Genomic DNA, 15,948 nt, shown 5'->3' on the forward strand with positions numbered 1-15,948 from the left:
GTCGTGCTGCCCGTCCGCCGTACCCGCGGCTGAGACCGGGTGGCTCCTCATCGCTACAGGAGCTTTCGAATGACCGAAGTACAACGTCCGCCGCTGACCGCCGACGAGCGCGTCCAGCTGATCGGATGGCTCGACCTGCAGCGTTCCTTCGTCCGGATGAAGTGCGAAGGAATCGCCGAAGAAGATGCCCACCGCAAGGTTCTGGAGACCTCGCCCCTGATGACTCTGGCAGGACTGGTCGCGCACCTGCGCTGGAACGAGTGGTCCTGGTTCCAGCTCAACCTGATGGGCGTGGCCGACACCGGCCAGAGCCCATGGACCGAGGGTGGCCACCCCGACGCCGAGATGATGGTCGACGACGTACCGCTCGCCCAACTGCTCGACGAGTACGACGCCGAATGCGCACGATCCAACGAAACCATCGCCGTACTGCCGCTCGACACCGTCGAGCAAGGGCCGTACGCCGCCAAGGGTGAGGCCGCCTCGCTCCGCTATATCCTCTGCCACATGATCGAGGAGACCGCCCGCCACGTGGGACACATGGACATCATCCGAGAGCTTCTCGACGGCAACACCGGCTACACGAAGATGAGCCCGGCATGAGGCCGCCGCTGACCGCCGACGAGCGGACCCAGCTGACCGGCTGGCTCGATCACCTCCGGTCGCTCGTCCGGACCAAGTGCGATGGCCTGAGCGAAGCCGACGCGCACCGGCAGGTGCTGCCGACCTCGCCGTTGATGACGGTGGCGGGACTCGTGGCTCACCTCCGCTGGATCGAGTACTCCTGGTTCAGCATGAACCTTCTGGGTACGCCGGACACCGGCCAGACCCCGTGGACCGACGACGGTCACGTCGACGCCGAGATGTTCGTCGACGACGTACCGCTCGCCCAACTGCTCGACGAGTACGACGCCGAATGCGCGCGGTCCAGCGAGATCGTGGCCGGCTTCGACGACCTCGGCGACGTGGAACGGGCCGAGCAGGTCCGCGACTCCGGCAAGGCGTCCGTCCGGTACATCCTGTGCCACCTGATCGAGGAGACCGCGCGCCACCTGGGCCACCTCGACATCATCCGGGAACTGCTCGACGGAGCGACCGGCTACGAGAAGCTGAACTGAGCGTTGCGGGGGCGGTCTTCGCGCGGACATTCCGCGCGAAGACCAAACCCGGTTACACCTGCGCCGAGGGGTGGATAGGATGTCCGGCATCTGGCACGGGGTAGCGACAAGAGGTGTGATGAGGGAACCCTCCGTACGCCGTTATTCCGGGCGGTCAGTCGAGGAGTGGAAGGCCGCGCGCCGGGAACGGCTGCTGGCCGCCGCGCTCGAACTCTTCGGGACCGAAGGATATCCGGCGACATCCGTGGAACGCCTGTGTACACAGGCGAAAGTGTCCACCCGGCACTTCTACCACGAGTTCCAGAACAAGGAAGCCGTCCTGCTCGCGGTGCACGCGCAGGTGATCGAACTGGCGGTCCGGAGCACCGGGGACGCGCTCCGCCGGACGGCCGACCGGCCGGTCCGGGAGCGGATCACCGCGGCCGTCGACTCGTACCTGCGGACCATCATGGCGGACCTGCGCCGGGCCCGGATCTCGTTCGTCGAGGTGGTCGGCACCAGCCCGGCGGTCGAGGAGCAGCGGATCGCGTTCCGGGAGCTGCTGATCGGCAGCGTCCGCGACCTCGGCGACACCGCGGTCGAGCGCGGTGAGATCAAGCGCAAGGACTTCCGCTTCCTCGCGCTGGCGTTCTTCGGCGCGGTGAACACCGTCGTCTACGACTGGATGCTGGCCGAACCACGCCCGCCGGAGCAGAAGGTGCAGAAGTCACTGCGAGACCTCGCCGTACAGCTCATCACCGCCTAGTCCGGGCTGTAGCGCTTCCGTAGCTCGGCGAGGGTTTCGTCGCGGGTGAGTGCGGCGCCGGCGTCGTAGCTCGCGTCGTACTGTTCGTTGCCCAAGGCATCACGTAGCCGATCGATGGCCCGCTGTACGTCGCCGTCCGGGACCGACCGCATCCCGCGCAGCACGTTCGCCATCCCGAGCGTCCGCGCCGCCTGCTCGGTCTCGCCGGCCGCCACGTCCACATCCACCGCGGTCTCGACGACGGCCGCCACCAGCGGCATGTCCTCGGTGGTGAGCGCCAGTCGCACCGCCTCGCGGTTGTGCTGCTTCGCCTTCTCCAGGTCGCCGGTGGCCGCATACGTCCGGCTCAGCTGCGCGAGCATGCTGGCCTGTCCGTGCGGCGCCATCCGCTCGGCGTCGAGGTCGAGCATCCCGTACGCGCGTTCGGCCAGGTCTCTCGACTCGTCCAGCCGGTCGGTCCGGTACGCCGCCCGCGCGAGACCCATGTAGGCCATCGCCTGACCGCCGCGGGATCCGGTTTCCTCGGACAGCCGCAACGCACGCTCCAGGTCGGCCTGGGCACCGTCGATGTCGCCCAGCTCGATCCGGCTCATCGCCGCCCCGCCGAGCAACTGCGCGACACCTTCCGACGTACCGAGCTCTTCGATCAGCCGGAGTGCCTCCGTCAGCGACTCCAGCGACTCGGCATGCTGCCCGACGGCGGCCTGGTAGCCGGCGAGTCCGCGCAGCGCCATCGACGTACCGAAGCGGTCGCCGAGCTGGCGGAAGCCGTCGAGCGCGACGGTCAGGTTGGCCGCCATCTGCTCGACCTCGCCCTCGTTCTCGCGGAACATCGCGCCCATCATGATGCCCATGTTCCGGACCCAGGGATCCGGATGCTCGCCGGCTGCCTCCAGTTCGCGGAAGCAGGTCGCCTTGTCCCGCCGGATCGCCGCCCAGACCGCGTTGGTGAACAGGCCGATCCCGGCGTCCACGAGTTGCTGGTGCCGCCGGGTCATCCAGCGGACCGTCGCCAGCCCGCGGATCATCTGCTGGAACGACTTGACCTGGTCCTCGCCGCTCGACATCTGCCCGAGCGCGAGCAGGTACAGCGCCTCGGCCTTGTCCAGCGGCAGGCTCTTCCCGGGGACGGCGAGGGCGGCCCGCATCCAGTTGACCGCTTCGGCCGGGCGGCCGCTCATCGTCCAGTACTCACCCAGCACGGCGACCATCTGTACGGCGATGCGCGCCGAGCCGATGTCGATCGCCGTACGCAGCGCGTCGAGCAGGTTCTCGTTGTCGGCGGTCAGCCGGGCGATCCACTGGATCTGCTCACCGGTCCGCAGCTTCGGTCGGGCCTGGCGGAGCATCCGGCTGAAGTACGCCGTGTGCTTGCGCCGGAAGTGCTCGTACTCACCCGAGGCCTTCAGCTGCTCCGCGCCGTACGCACGGACCGTCTCCAGCATCCGGTAGCGCACGGATCGCTCGTCGGCCGCGGCCTCCACGAGAGACTTGTCCACCAGCGACGCCAGGACACTGAGCACGGACTCGGGCGGAATGTGGTCGTCGCTGCAGATCTGCTCGGCCGCGTCCAGCGTTGCTCCGCCCGAGAACAGTGAGAGCCGCCGGGCGACCGCCTGCTCGTCCGGATCGAGCAGGTCCCAGCTCCACTCCACGACGGCGCGAAGGGTCTGGTGCCTGGGCAGGGCGGTCCGGGAGCCGCTGGTCAGCAGCCGGAACCGGTCCGCGAGCCGGTCCACGATCTGTGGCGGAGTGAGCGCCCGCAACCGAGCCGCGGCCAGCTCGATCGCCAGCGGCATCCCATCCAGCCGGCGGCAGATCTCGGCGACCGCGTCCCGGTTCTTGTCGATCAGCGCGAAGTCGGGGCGTACGGCGCGCGCCCGATCCACGAACAGCTGCATCGCGGGGTAGTCGTCGGTGTCGTTGTGCTCGTCCTCGGGCGGCATGGCGAGCGGGCCGACCGGGTGCAGGTGCTCACCGGGGATGCTGAGGGGCTCGCGGCTGGTCGTCAGCACCCGGAGCCGCGGGCAGGAGGCCAGCAGGGAGTCGACCAGTCCGGCGACCTCCTGAATCAGGTGCTCGCAGTTGTCGAGCACGAGCAGGACCCGGCGGTCACCGATCACCTCGACTAGCCGGAGCGTTGCGGCACGGCTGGTCGGGATGTGCTTCGGCGCGAAGCTGGCCGGCTGTACGTCGACGTACTCGCTGGCGCCGAGGGTCGACAGGACTGCTGGTGCCACGTCGGCTGCGTCACCGAGTGGCGCGAGCTCTACGAACCAGATGCCGTCGCCGCTCTGGTCCACGAGCGTCCGGCCGGCCTCAGTGGCCAGTCTGGTCTTGCCGGCGCCGCCCGGGCCGACCATGGTCACCAGTCGGGTCCCATTGCTCATCAGACGGGTCAGCTCGGCCACGTCCTCCCGGCGGCCGACGAAGCTGGTCAGCGGCGCACGCAGGTTGCTCCGGGGCGCTATCGGCGCCGGCACCGGCACGGTGGAGGACTTCGCGGTCGGGTCGACTGTGTCACCGCGTAGCACTGACACGTGGAGGTCGCGGAGGCGGATGCCAGGGTCGGCCCCCAGCTCGTCGGCCAGCGTGGTCCGGACCCTCTCGTACGCGGACAGGGCCTCGGCCTGGCGGCCATCGGCGTACAGGGCGCGGATGAGGAGCTCGTGGACGCGCTCCCGGAGTGGGTGCGTGACGGCGAGTTGCTCGAGGTCGGCGATCCGGTCCCGTGCCTGGCCGCAGGTCACGGCGGCCTCCGCGAGGTCCTCGGCGGCGGCGAGCCGGAGCTCGGCCAGGCGGTCCGCCTCGACTGCTGCGAACGGGAGGTCGCGCAGGTCGGTGAGGGCTTCGCCGCGCCACAGCTTGTCGGCCTGGGTCAGGAGCGTGTGGGCCTGCTCCGGCTCGGACCTGAGCAGCGCGCGGCCGCGGCGTACCAGGTCTTCGAACTGGAGGGCGTCGACGCAGTCCGGACCCATGGTCAGGGTGTAGCCCGCCGGGCCGGACTGGACCGAGATGCTGGACTCGGTCGCCGGGAGACCGGCGCGCAGGCGGGACACGAGCGACTGCAGCGCGTTGGCACTCGGGGCCTCACTGCCCCACAGTCCGTCGACCAGCGTCTCGACGCTGACCGGCCGCCCGGCGCTCAGCGCGAGACGCGCCAGCAATCCGCGCAGGCGGGCGCCGCGGATGTCGAGCGGAGTCCCGTCAGCCGCCCACATCGCGAGAGGCCCAAGCACCGCTATGCGCACTCCCCCAGCCTCGCACATCGCACCGACCAAACCCCCCTGCCTTTTGTCACTCAGCTCCTCTAAGGTCGGAACCCGTGACACATATCGCCGAGCAGACGCAGAACGCACTTACTCGTATCGTCGCCGAACGCCAGTCCAAGGGACGGGTTCCCGGGGTGGTGGGCGCCGTGGCCCGCGCCGGGAAACTGGCCTGGTCGACCGGCGCCGGATCGGCCGACCTGGGGAATCCGGGCGTGCCGCCGACCGCGGACTCGCAGTTCCTGATCGCGTCGCAGAGCAAGACGTTGACCGCGGTCACGATCATGGCGTTGCGAGACGAGGGCAAGCTCAGCCTGGACGACACCGTCGACAAGCTGATCCCGGGCAGCAGGCACGAAGGCATCACCGTCCGCCAGATGCTCAGCCACGCCAGCGGCATGCAGCGCGAGCCCGTCGGCGACGTCTGGGACCTGATGAAGTTCCCGTCCCGCGACGAGCTGGTCGAAGGATGGAACGACGCGGAGCGGATCGGCAAGCCGCACAACCGGTTCCACTACTCCAACCTGGTGTTCGCCCTGCTCGGTGAGATCGTCGCGCGGATCGACGGCCGGTCCTGGTACGACTCGGTCAAGGCACGGATCCTCGACCCGCTCGAGATGCGCCGTACGACGGTCGGCATGGACGGCGGACCGGCGCAGACCGGGTACTACGTGCCGCCGTGGACCGACGTACCGGTGCGGGAGCCGTTGCTCGACATGGGCGCGATGGACGCCTGCGGCGGGCTCGCATCGACGGCCGAGGACCTGGCCAAGTGGGCGATGTTCATCGCGGACCCGGTGGACGAGGTGCTGTCGAAGGACACCATCGACGAGATGTGTCAGGTCCAGATCATGGCCGACGTGGACCGCTGGCAGCTCGCGTTCGGGCTCGGGTTCATGCTGCTGCGCCGCGGTGACCGGCTGTTCGTCGGCCACGACGGCGGGTTGCCGGGTCACATCACGTCGACGTTCGTCCACCGCGAGTCCGGTACGGCGGGGATCGCGCTCTTCGGCGCCACGTCCTCCCCGGCACCGAGCGCGCTGGCCACCGACCTGATCATCAAGGTCCTCGAGGAGGACCCGCTCCCGGCCGAGCCGTGGGTCCCCGGCACCGACGTCCCGGCCGAGGTGGCCGGTGTGCTCGGCACCTGGTTCACCGAAGGCAGCCCGTTCGCGTTCACGGTCAAGGACGGTGTGCTCCAGGCCAAGTCCCCCGCGGCTGCGGAGTGGCAGTCCCCCGCCGTCTTCGAAAAGATCGCCGAAGACACCTACCGGACCATCTCCGGCCGCGAAACCGGCGAACTCCTCCAGATCACCCGCGACCCCTCCGGCACTCCCATAAAGTTGCACTGGGCAACCTATCTCTGCACCCGCGAACCGCTGGCCTTCGCCGACATCAACCCCGGCTAGACCACGCAGAAGTCATTGCCCTCCGGGTCCTGCATCCAGAAGTGGTCGAGGGTGGTGGAGTTGTCCATCGGAACTTCGCGGATCAGCGTGGCGCCGGCGGCGATCAGGGTTTCGGCTTTGGTGCGGATGCGTTCTTCGCGGACGTGCTGGGGCTCGGTCCGGCCGCCGGCCACCTGGAGGTCGAGGTGGAGGCGGTTCTTGACCGTGCGCGGCTCGGGGACCTTGAGGAAGGAGATCGGCGGGAGCACGCCGTCGGGGTCGGAGATCGAGGCCCCGTCGTCCCACTCGCTCTCGGGCACGTTCATCGCGGTCAGCCAGTCCTCCCAGCTGTCCCAGCCAGCGGGTGGATCCGACTCGGTGTAGCCCAGCGCCGTACACCAGAAGCGCGCGACCACGGCCGGGTCGGCGCAGTCGATGGTGAGCGTCCAGTTCGTCGTCATACGACCACTCTGACGCTCACCACCGACAGGTTTCAGGTACGGCGGCGGTACGCGCGGATCGCCAGCGGGGCGAAGACCGCGACCAGGCCGACCATCCAGGCCAGCGTGATCAGCAGCGGCTTCTGGAGCGCGCCGCCGCCCATCAGGGCCCGTTCGGTGTTCACCAGATAGGTGATCGGGCTGACCTTGGTGAAGGCCTGCAGGAAGCCCGGCAGCGTGCTCGTCGGAACGAAGATGTTGCTGCCGAAGGTCAGCGGGAACATCACCAGGAACGCGATGCCCTGCACACCTTGGGCGGTCTTCATGGTCAGGCCGAGCCAGACCCAGATCCAGCACATCGACAGCGCGAACAGCAGCACGATCAGCATTGCCAGCAGGCCGTTGCCGACGCCGTTGTGGAAGCGGAAACCGAGCACGAACCCGCTCGTCATCAGGATCACGATCGACAGCGAGTACCGGACCGCGTCGCCGAGGACCGCACCGATCAGCGGCGAGATCCGCGCGATCGGCAGGCTGCGGAACCGGTCGAACACGCCCTTGGCGAAGTCGTCGTTCAGACCGACCCCGGTGCCCATCGTCGCGAACACCACGGTCTGCACCAGCAGACCGGGCAGCAGCACCGGCAGGTAGCCGCGCCAGCCGCCACCGCCCGCGATCGCTCCGCCGAACACGAACAGGAACAGCGCCAGGAAGATGATCGGCTGGAACGTCACGTCCGCCAGGGCTTCCGGGTTCTGCCGGATCCGGACGATGTTGCGCCAGGCGAGCGTCAGGCTCTGCGACACCCAGGCGAACGGCCGTGACCGGTGACCCAGGTGGGCAGGTGGTTCAAGAGTTGCGGTGGTCATCGGCCTACTCCTTCCAGTACGGCGTCGGGCTTCTTCTCTTCGGCGGTGTGACCGGTCAGGGCGAGGAAGACCTCGTCCAGGCTGGGCAGCCGCAGCGACAGCTCGGTGACCGCGATCCCCGCCTCGTCCAGCCGCCGTACGACGACCGGCATCGACGAGCCGTCGCTCACCGGAACGCTGACGAGGGTGTTCACCACGTCGACGCTCGGACGCGTACCGGTCGACTCCGCGACGATCGCGGCGACCCGCTCGAGATGCGCCGGCTCGGCCGGACGGACGTCCAGCGACTGCTTGCCGGCCTGCGCCTTCAGCTCGGCCGGCCGGCCGGAGGCGACCACAGAGCCCTTGTCGAACACGACGATCGAGTCGGCCAGCGCATCGGCCTCCTCCAGGTACTGCGTGGTGAGCAGGACCGTGGTGCCGTCGAGGACCAGGTTGCGGATCGTCTCCCAGACGCCGTTGCGGGCGTGTGGGTCGAGTCCGGTGGTGGGCTCGTCCAGGTACAGGATGCTCGGGTTGCCGACCAGGCTCGCGGCCAGGTCGAGCCGGCGACGCATACCGCCGGAGTACGTCTTCGCGATCCGCTCACCCGCGTCGGTGAGCTCGAACCGCTCCAGCAACTGGTCCGCCCGGGCCCGGGACTGCTCCCGCGAGAATCCGAGCAGCCGGCCGATCATGATCAGGTTCCGGCGGCCGGACATGTCCTCGTCGACCGAGGCGTACTGTCCGGTCAGCCCGATGATGCCGCGGACCTTGCCGGCCTCCCGGACGACGTCGTACCCGCCGACAGTGGCGTGGCCGGCGTCGGGCCGGAGCAGCGTGCCGAGAATGCGGACCGCGGTCGTCTTGCCGGCGCCGTTCGGGCCGAGGACCCCGAGGACCGTGCCGGTGGGCACGCTCAGGTCGACGCCGGCAAGCGCGGTCGTGTTGCCATATTTCTTGACCAGACCGACCGCCTCGATGGCGACCTGGTTCGTTGTGGTCATCGGTTCCTCCCAGTGGACTTACTTCACTGGGAATACAGTGGCGCGCGGCCCTGTCACCGACCTGGCACTTGCCTGACACCCCGTGCCAGCGTGCTGTCTCAGCCCTTCAGCGGGACGATCTGGTTGGCCAGCAGCGCCTGGTAGGCCTCCGGGTTGTACCGGGCCAGGTGACCGCGCGCCCTGCGGCGGTACTTGAGGATCTGCCGGGTGCCGATCGCCCAGAGCACGTACTGGAACGCCAGCGCGAACTTGAAGTCCTCGATCGTCTGCGGCGCCCCACCGGACGAGGTGTCGAGCAGGATGCCGACCATTCCGATACAGAGCAGCGTGGCGATGAACCCGCCGGTGTTGACCATCCCGTTGGCCGCACCGAAGCGCGTGGCCGGGTTGAACGTCCGCGCATAGTCCAGTCCGAGCATCGAACCCGGACCACCGGCAGCCTGTACGACGATCAGCAGCAGGAGCACCGGCATCGGCGCACGGCCCGGCCAGAGCAGTACGACGGTCCACATCAGCACCGAGCCCGAGATCACCGCCAGCACGATCCACGACCGGTAGAACGGGAATCTGGCGGCGGACCGACCGACCAGCGGGCCGTAGCAGAGTCCCGCGAGCACCGGGACGATCAGCATCGCCGCAGCGGTCGTCGGCGCGACGCCCTGGCCCTGCACGAGGAACGGATAGCCCCAGAGCAGTCCGAACGTGCTGCCGGAGAAGCTGGTGGTGAAGTGCGTCCACAGCCCCAGCCGGGTACCCGGCTCCTTCCAGGCGCGACGCAGGTTCTTCTTGACCTCGTGGAGCGGCTGCTTCGCACGGCGGAGCGGTTCGTCGTACGGCGTGTCCTTGATCAGGAACAGCACCAGTACGCCGGCCACGAGGCTCAGCACGCTCGCACCGGCGAACGTCGGCGTCCAACCGAAGGCATGGAACGCAGCAGCCATCGGAACGGTCGACATGATTGCTCCGAGCCCGCCGAGCATTCCGGTCGCCTGTGACATCACCGGCTGCCGCAGCGCAGGGAACCAAGACATGACCACGCGCAGCACACTGATGAACACCAGTGCGTCGCCAACACCCAGTACTGCGCGTGCAGCGAGCGCAGCGGGGTACGAATCGACCAGGCTGAACGCGGACTGCGCTGCGAACAGCAGTCCGGACGCAGCGATCAGCAAACGCTTGGAGCCGTACCGATCGAGCAGGATGCCGACAGGCACCTGCATGGCGGCATACACGGTGAGCTGTACGACCGTGAAGCTGGCCAGTGCGGATGCGGAGATGTGGAAGCGCTCAGCGGCCTGCAGGCCGGCCACGCTCATCGAACCGCGGTGCAGCACGGTGACGAGGTACGTCAGGACAGCAGTGGTCCACACCGCCCAGGCTCGCCGACCGCCCAGGGGGAAGAGGAGTTCGGTCACCGAGTGCCCCGCAGATCATTGGCGGCTTCGGCGATGTGCGCGATGACAAGGTCACGGAACCGCTTGACGCTGTTGCCGCCGAGCGCGTCGATCATCTCCTGGTGGGCAGTGATCGACTTGTCCATCCGGGCCGGCTGCACCTCGATGCCGGGCACACCCATCCGGACCTGGCGGTCGCGCAGGCTGTTGTAGAGCTTGGCCAGGATCTGGTTGCCGGCGGCATCGACAATTGCCTCGTGGAAGGCACGATCGGCCTCCAGGAAGCTCTTCGCGTCGCCCGCCTTGCGGTGCGCGCGCATCTCGTCGACCCGCTGGGTGAGCCGCTCGATCAGCTGCTTGCGCCGCGGCCACACCTTGGCGGCGGCGTGGGTCTCGATCAGCTCGCGCGCCTCGAGCACGTCCTCGATCTCCTGCGGCAGCACCGGCAGGACGAGCGCGCCCTTCTTCGGGTACAGCTTGACCAGGCCGGACTCCTCCAGGCGGAGCAGCGCCTCGCGCACCGGCGTACGGGACACGCCGACCGCTGTGGCCAGCTCGCCCTCGGTCAGCAACTCGCCGCCGGGGTAGACCCGGTCGAGGATCGCTGCCTTCACGTACGCGTACACGCGCTCGGCCGCGGGGATCTTCTCCACCCCCGGCGCGGCCTCGACCACCACCCGGGCGATCTCCGCGGTCTCGTCTCCCAGGATCAACGCTTCACTCGCCGGCTCCGGCGCCCCGCTCACCACTGAACTCCCCAAACCCATACGACTGGTATCTCTGTTGTATCTATCTTACACACACCCCAATCCACCGGTTCGGCGGGTTATTCCCCAGCTTGTCCACGAGTTATCCACAGGCAGATCCACAGGATGTGGGCAACTGAGCGTGAACTGCCGGACGCTCGGTAGTGACGAATGCAGGGTTTCCCCTGCGTTGTGGACAAGGAACTCCGTCTGTCCGGAAACCGCTCTAGAGTCTCCGGATACGGCCCGGGCCCGTCCGCCCAGGGCCGAGCCCCGAGGAGGCAGCGTGTCCCGAACTTCCCGTCCCCGCCGGCTGTCCGCAAGCCTTGCCGCCGCGACGCTGGCGCTGACGTCCCTCAGCGCCGCGACGGCGTACGCCGCACCGCTCGACGACGCCGCGCCTGGCCCGCTGATGAACTACGTGATCAACGCCAAGGCCTCGCCGGGACATGTCCGGAAGGTCGAGGACGCGGTGCAGCACGCCGGCGGGACGGTGCTCTCGTCGTACCGGGAGTTCGGGGTGGTCGTCGCGCAGTCGACCAACGCGAACTTCAAGGTCGACGTGCGCGCCGGACGCAACGGGCGCGAGGTGCAGTCCGTCGGCGCGACCCGGACCGCGGCCGTCAGCGAGGGGGCGAGCGGGCTGAGCTCGGTCGACTCGGTCGATGAGACCACAGCGACGCCGGTGCCCGACCCGCGCGAGAGCGAGCAGTGGGACATGGTCCAGATCAAGGCGGACCAGGCCCACAACGTGACCGACGGCTCGCGGCGCGTGCTGGTCGGCATCAACGACAGCGGCGTGGACGACACCCACCCCGACCTCGCGCCGAACTTCGATGCGCGCGACTCGGTCAGTTGCGTGAAGAACGGCGTACCGGACCAGACGCCGGGCATCTGGCGGCCGACGACCAGCCCGCACGGGACGCACGTCGCGGGCACGGTCGCCGCAGCGCGCAACGGTGTCGGCATCGTCGGCGTCGCGCCGGGTGTGCGGATCGCATCGGTCAAGGTGGTCAACGACGACGGCTTCATCTACCCGGAGTACTCGATCTGCGGGATCGTGTGGGCCGCTGAGCACCACATGGACGTGACGAACCACAGCTACTTCATCGACCCGTTCCAGTTCTGGTGCAAGGACAACGGGGACCAGGGTGCGGTGCAGGAAGCGGTGCGGCGCGCGTACGCGTGGGCCGCTGACCTCGGGACGCTCTCGGTCGCCGCGGCCGGCAACTCGAACTACGACCTGTCCAACAAGACCACGGACACCACCAGCCCGAACGACTCGACCCCGGTCGCCCGGACGATCGACAACAACTGCCTCGACATGCCGACCGAGCTGCCCGGTGTGATCACCGTCGCCAGCACCACGCAGGACCGGGCGAAGAGCAGCTTCTCGAACTTCGGCCTGCACAAGATCGACGTCGCGGCTCCCGGTAGCTCGATCCTCTCGACGCTGCCCGGCGGTGGCTACGGCTCGATGAGCGGTACGTCGATGGCGTCGCCGCACGTCACCGGCATCGCCGCCCTGCTGAAGTCCACACACCCGTGGTGGGGCCCGCGCGACCTCGAGCGCGCCCTGCAGCGCGAGGCCGACGACACCGCCTGCCCGACCACCCCTGACGCCCGCTGCACCGGCACCACGGCCAACAACGCCTTCTACGGCGAAGGCATCGCCGACGCGTTGGACGCCGTACACCGCTAAGCCGAGTGGGGGTCCACCGCCCGGGGCCCCCACTCACTCCCAGATCCAGTGCGGTCGGCTAGCTCGTGGTGATGAGGATGATGCCGGCTACTACCACCGCCGCGGCTGCGGCGCGTTTGGGGCCGAAGCGCTCGCCGAAGAAGAGGGCGCCGATGAGGGCTCCGAAGATGATGCTGGTCTCTCGGAGCGCGGCGATGGCGGCGAGGGTGCCGCGGGTTTGGGCCCAGAGGACGAGGCCATAGGCGGCCATGGAGACGACGCCGCCGGTCAGGCCGGAGAGAATCGCGGGGCGAGGCAGGTTGAAGGTTTGCGGACCGCGCCAGAACACGACGGCCAGCGGGACCGCGAAGCCCTGGAGCATGAACACCCAGCCCATGTAGGTGGCAACTGGCATCTTGTGCACCGCGACCCCGTCGACCACGGTGTAGGACGCGATCATCAGACCGGTGCCGAATGCGGCCAGGAGAGCCGGCAGTTGACTCCGGCCTGGGCGTCCGATGAACACCAGCCCGATCAGACCGGCAGAGATCAGCAACACACCGGCCAGCTCGATGACTGCCAGGTGCTGATGCAGCAGGACGATCGACACCACAGCCACCACCCACGGTGACGTACCGCGAGCAAGCGGATACATCTGGCTGAACTGACCCAGCTGGTACGACGCCAGCAATCCGCCCAGATAAGCAAGATGCAGCAGCGCCGACGCAACGATGTAGCCCCACGTGCCGGCCGGCGGCAGGCCCATCACGAGCACGGCGACGAGCCCGATCACCCCGGCCGCGAGCTCGAACAACGCGAGGCCGGCGACCCGATCCGGTGCCCCGTGCGCCATCGCGTTCCACGTGGCGTGCAGAACCGCCGCCCCCAGGACCACCAAGATCACCACCACCGCAACACCTTCTCACCACCCGGCCGACATGGCAGCCGGATTACGCCGGCCGCGGACCGATGGCTGAGTAGGTTCATCGCATGCGACTTGTGCGGCAGGAGGAGTTCGGCGGGCCTGAGGTACTGCGGGCGGTCGAGGTGGATCGACCGGTGCCAGGACCGACCGAGGTACTGGTCGAGGTCCACGCCGCAGGAGTCAATCCGGTGGATTGGTACAGCCGCGCAGAGGAGGTGTACCTAGGCGCACCGCCGTACACGGTCGGCTGGGACGTCGCCGGCGTGGTGGTCGAGGCCGGGCTCGGAGCGAGCGGGGTAGCAGTCGGCGACGAGGTCCTTGGCATGCCGTGGTTTCCCCACGAGGCCGCGGCGTACGCGGAGTACGTGACGGCGCCGTCACGCCAGTTCGTCCGGAAGCCGACCAACCTGACGTACGCCGAAGCCGCCGGACTGCCCCTTGCCGGACTGACGGCGTGGCAGGCGCTCGTCGACGTCGCCGACGTACAACCTGGCGAGCGGGTCCTCGTGGACGCGGCCGCCGGCGGGGTCGGCCACCTCGCCGTCCAGATCGCGAAGTCGCGAGGTGCGTACGTCGTCGGCACCGCGAGTTCCGGCAAGCATGACTTCTTGAGGTCACTCGGCGTCGACGAGCCGCTCGACTATCACGATCCGAGCGCTGACCCGGGCGAGCTCGACGTGGTCATCGGGCTGGCTGGTGACGAGAGCGACCGCCGGTGGCTGGCGTTCGTGCGGCCCGGGGGGATCCTTGTCGGCGTACTGAGCGGTGTGCCCGACGATCTCGAGGAGGCGGCCAAGGCTCGCGGCGTGCGGTCCGGTCGCCTCCTCGTCGAGCCGGACCGGATCGGACTGCTCGGCCTGACCGGACTGGTCGAGGCCGGCGAACTGCGGGTGCATGTCGCGCAGACGTTCCCGCTCGAGCACGCACCGGATGCGCATCGGCTGGGCGAAACCGGCCGGGTCACGGGGAAACTCGTGCTCACCGTTCGCTGACCGTCGATGGCAGCACGCCCAGGTCGCGGAGGCTTTCGGCGGTTTCGAGGATGGTGGTCTTGACCTCGCGGGGTTGCCAGCCGAGGTCGGTTCGGGCGCGGTCGTTGTGGATGATCGGGCGCGGTAGGTCAGGGCCCGGCGCCTCCTCGGTGGGCGCGGGTGGGCCGAGGATCTGGGCGATCTCGAGGAAGCTGACGGTCGGGCCGTCGGCTACGGCAAGGAATCGTTTGCCTGCGGCATCGGGTGCGGACATCGCCCGCACGTGCAGGTCGGCGACGTCGCGCACGTCGACCACGCCGAAGCGTGCCCGTGGCGCGACGGTCATCGTGCCGTCGAGCATCATCTTGATCAGTTGGGTCGACGAACGCAGGTCGGCGGTGAGCGTCGGCCCGAAGATACCGGTCGGATTGACGACCACGAGGTCCGTGTCGGCACCGTGCATCAGATCCCACGCGGCCCGCTCCGCGATCGCCTTCGAGCGCGGGTACGGCGCGAGGCCCGGCGTATCCGGATCCGTCCAGTCGTCCTCGGTGAACTCAGCGCCCGGCTTCGGCGTGTACCCGACCGCAGCGAACGACGAGGTGAGTACGACGCGCCGCGCCCCGGCGTCACGCGCCGCCCGCAGTACCCGCAACGTGCCCTCGCGCGCCGGGACGATCAGCTCGTCCGGATCCTCCGGCTGCGTGACCGGGATCGGCGACGCGACGTGATGGACTTCTGAGCAGCCCTCCACCGCGCGCGGCCAGCCGTCGTCCGACATCAGGTCCGCGGTGACGATCTCCAGGCCGGTGTCGTCCGCACCACCTCGGCGTACGGCGGCACGCAGTTCGGCGGAGCGCGACGTCGAGCGGACCGTCGTACGGACCTCTTGGCCGTCGCGCAGGAGCTGAGCGATGAGGTGCGTGGCGAGGTAGCCGGAGCCTCCGGTGACCAGGATCATCGCAGTACCTCCACGACGCCGATGAGGCGATCGATGGTCGCGGCCTCCGCGGCGGCGTCGTCGCGGTCGCGGGCGTCCCAGAGCGCGGCCTTCTCGCGGAGGTACTCGAGCCGCACCCGTTGCGCGGCGATCTCCGTCTTGATCCGCTCCGCATGCCGCAGCAGCAGGTCACGCTGCTCGGCCGCAGCCTCCCGGCCGCGAGCGCGGTTGGCCAAGTACGTACGCATATCGCCGATGCCGACCCCGGCGGCTCGCAGACACGCCAGTGCCTCGAGGGTGTCGACGTCCGCGTCCCGGTAGCGGCGATGACCGCTCTGCGCGTCGCGGTCGATCGGACCGACGAGCCCGGCGTCCTCGTAGTACCGCAGCGTCGGCTCGCTCAGGCCGCTCCGCCGGGAGACTTCCTGAATGGTGAAAACCGTCATGCCGCCACGGTCACACACCTCAAGCGCTTG

Annotated in this window: 15 protein-coding genes; 6 read left to right on the forward strand and 9 right to left on the reverse strand. The window is 68.9% G+C overall.

Going from position 1 to position 15,948, the window contains the following annotated elements:
- Positions 1-69: 69 nt before the first annotated feature.
- The 3 genes from ACIA58_RS05235 to ACIA58_RS05245 all read left to right on the forward strand — a co-directional run bounded on the left by ACIA58_RS05235 (position 70) and on the right by ACIA58_RS05245 (position 1,863).
- Positions 70-603, forward strand: a complete 534-nt coding sequence (locus tag ACIA58_RS05235) for a DinB family protein (protein WP_396402318.1) — start codon at positions 70-72, stop codon at positions 601-603.
- Positions 600-1,118: a DinB family protein gene (locus tag ACIA58_RS05240; protein WP_396402319.1), complete on the forward strand. Its 519-nt coding sequence runs from the start codon at positions 600-602 to the stop codon at positions 1,116-1,118. The genes ACIA58_RS05235 and ACIA58_RS05240 overlap by 4 nt, the downstream gene beginning before the upstream one ends.
- A gap of 118 nt (positions 1,119-1,236) precedes the next feature.
- On the forward strand, positions 1,237-1,863 hold the full coding sequence (locus ACIA58_RS05245) for a TetR/AcrR family transcriptional regulator (RefSeq protein ID WP_396402320.1): 627 nt from the start codon (positions 1,237-1,239) through the stop codon (positions 1,861-1,863).
- Here the strand turns inward: ACIA58_RS05245 and ACIA58_RS05250 are convergent.
- Positions 1,860-5,102: an AfsR/SARP family transcriptional regulator gene (locus tag ACIA58_RS05250; RefSeq protein WP_396402321.1), complete on the reverse strand. Its 3,243-nt coding sequence runs from the start codon at positions 5,100-5,102 to the stop codon at positions 1,860-1,862. The genes ACIA58_RS05245 and ACIA58_RS05250 overlap by 4 nt on opposite strands.
- A gap of 86 nt (positions 5,103-5,188) precedes the next feature.
- Between ACIA58_RS05250 and ACIA58_RS05255 the strand changes: the two genes are divergently transcribed.
- Entirely contained in the window at positions 5,189-6,541 is a 1,353-nt protein-coding gene (locus tag ACIA58_RS05255; protein WP_396402322.1) for a serine hydrolase domain-containing protein, read from the forward strand.
- On the opposite strand, the gene ACIA58_RS05260 is transcribed toward ACIA58_RS05255, so the two are convergent.
- From ACIA58_RS05260 to ACIA58_RS05280, 5 genes are all read right to left on the reverse strand, one after another.
- A complete protein-coding gene (locus ACIA58_RS05260; RefSeq protein ID WP_396402323.1) occupies positions 6,538-6,981 on the reverse strand; it encodes a VOC family protein in 444 nt (147 codons plus the stop codon). The two genes, ACIA58_RS05255 and ACIA58_RS05260, sit on opposite strands and share 4 nt — an antisense overlap.
- A 32-nt stretch (positions 6,982-7,013) precedes the next feature.
- Positions 7,014-7,829 (reverse strand): ABC transporter permease, encoded by an 816-nt coding sequence (locus ACIA58_RS05265; protein WP_396402324.1) that lies wholly within the window; start codon positions 7,827-7,829, stop codon positions 7,014-7,016.
- Positions 7,826-8,815 carry an ATP-binding cassette domain-containing protein gene (locus tag ACIA58_RS05270; RefSeq protein ID WP_396402325.1) on the reverse strand — a complete coding sequence of 330 codons (990 nt, stop codon included), beginning with the start codon at positions 8,813-8,815 and terminating at the stop codon, positions 7,826-7,828. The genes ACIA58_RS05265 and ACIA58_RS05270 overlap by 4 nt, the downstream gene beginning before the upstream one ends.
- 98 nt (positions 8,816-8,913) lie before the next feature.
- On the reverse strand, positions 8,914-10,230 hold the full coding sequence (locus tag ACIA58_RS05275; RefSeq protein ID WP_396402326.1) for a nitrate/nitrite transporter: 1,317 nt from the start codon (positions 10,228-10,230) through the stop codon (positions 8,914-8,916).
- Positions 10,227-10,955: a GntR family transcriptional regulator gene (locus ACIA58_RS05280; RefSeq protein ID WP_396402327.1), complete on the reverse strand. Its 729-nt coding sequence runs from the start codon at positions 10,953-10,955 to the stop codon at positions 10,227-10,229. The genes ACIA58_RS05275 and ACIA58_RS05280 overlap by 4 nt, the downstream gene beginning before the upstream one ends.
- A gap of 286 nt (positions 10,956-11,241) precedes the next feature.
- Between ACIA58_RS05280 and ACIA58_RS05285 the strand changes: the two genes are divergently transcribed.
- The gene (locus ACIA58_RS05285) at positions 11,242-12,657 is read left to right on the forward strand and encodes a S8 family peptidase (protein ID WP_396402328.1); all 1,416 of its coding nucleotides are present in this window, start codon (positions 11,242-11,244) and stop codon (positions 12,655-12,657) included.
- Positions 12,658-12,715: 58 nt separating this feature from the next.
- Here the strand turns inward: ACIA58_RS05285 and ACIA58_RS05290 are convergent, their stop codons facing one another.
- The gene (locus ACIA58_RS05290; RefSeq protein WP_396402329.1) at positions 12,716-13,546 is read right to left on the reverse strand and encodes an EamA family transporter; all 831 of its coding nucleotides are present in this window, start codon (positions 13,544-13,546) and stop codon (positions 12,716-12,718) included.
- Positions 13,547-13,626: 80 nt separating this feature from the next.
- Between ACIA58_RS05290 and ACIA58_RS05295 the strand changes: the two genes are divergently transcribed.
- On the forward strand, positions 13,627-14,553 hold the full coding sequence (locus ACIA58_RS05295; protein WP_396402330.1) for an NADP-dependent oxidoreductase: 927 nt from the start codon (positions 13,627-13,629) through the stop codon (positions 14,551-14,553).
- Here the strand turns inward: ACIA58_RS05295 and ACIA58_RS05300 are convergent.
- Positions 14,540-15,493: an NAD-dependent epimerase/dehydratase family protein gene (locus ACIA58_RS05300; RefSeq protein WP_396402331.1), complete on the reverse strand. Its 954-nt coding sequence runs from the start codon at positions 15,491-15,493 to the stop codon at positions 14,540-14,542. The two genes, ACIA58_RS05295 and ACIA58_RS05300, sit on opposite strands and share 14 nt — an antisense overlap.
- The gene (locus tag ACIA58_RS05305) at positions 15,490-15,918 is read right to left on the reverse strand and encodes a MerR family transcriptional regulator (protein ID WP_396402332.1); all 429 of its coding nucleotides are present in this window, start codon (positions 15,916-15,918) and stop codon (positions 15,490-15,492) included. The genes ACIA58_RS05300 and ACIA58_RS05305 overlap by 4 nt, the downstream gene beginning before the upstream one ends.
- Positions 15,919-15,948 lie beyond the last annotated feature (30 nt).

Origin of the sequence: Kribbella sp. NPDC051586 (assembly GCF_044453965.1) — a bacterium.
GTDB lineage: Bacteria > Actinomycetota > Actinomycetes > Propionibacteriales > Kribbellaceae > Kribbella.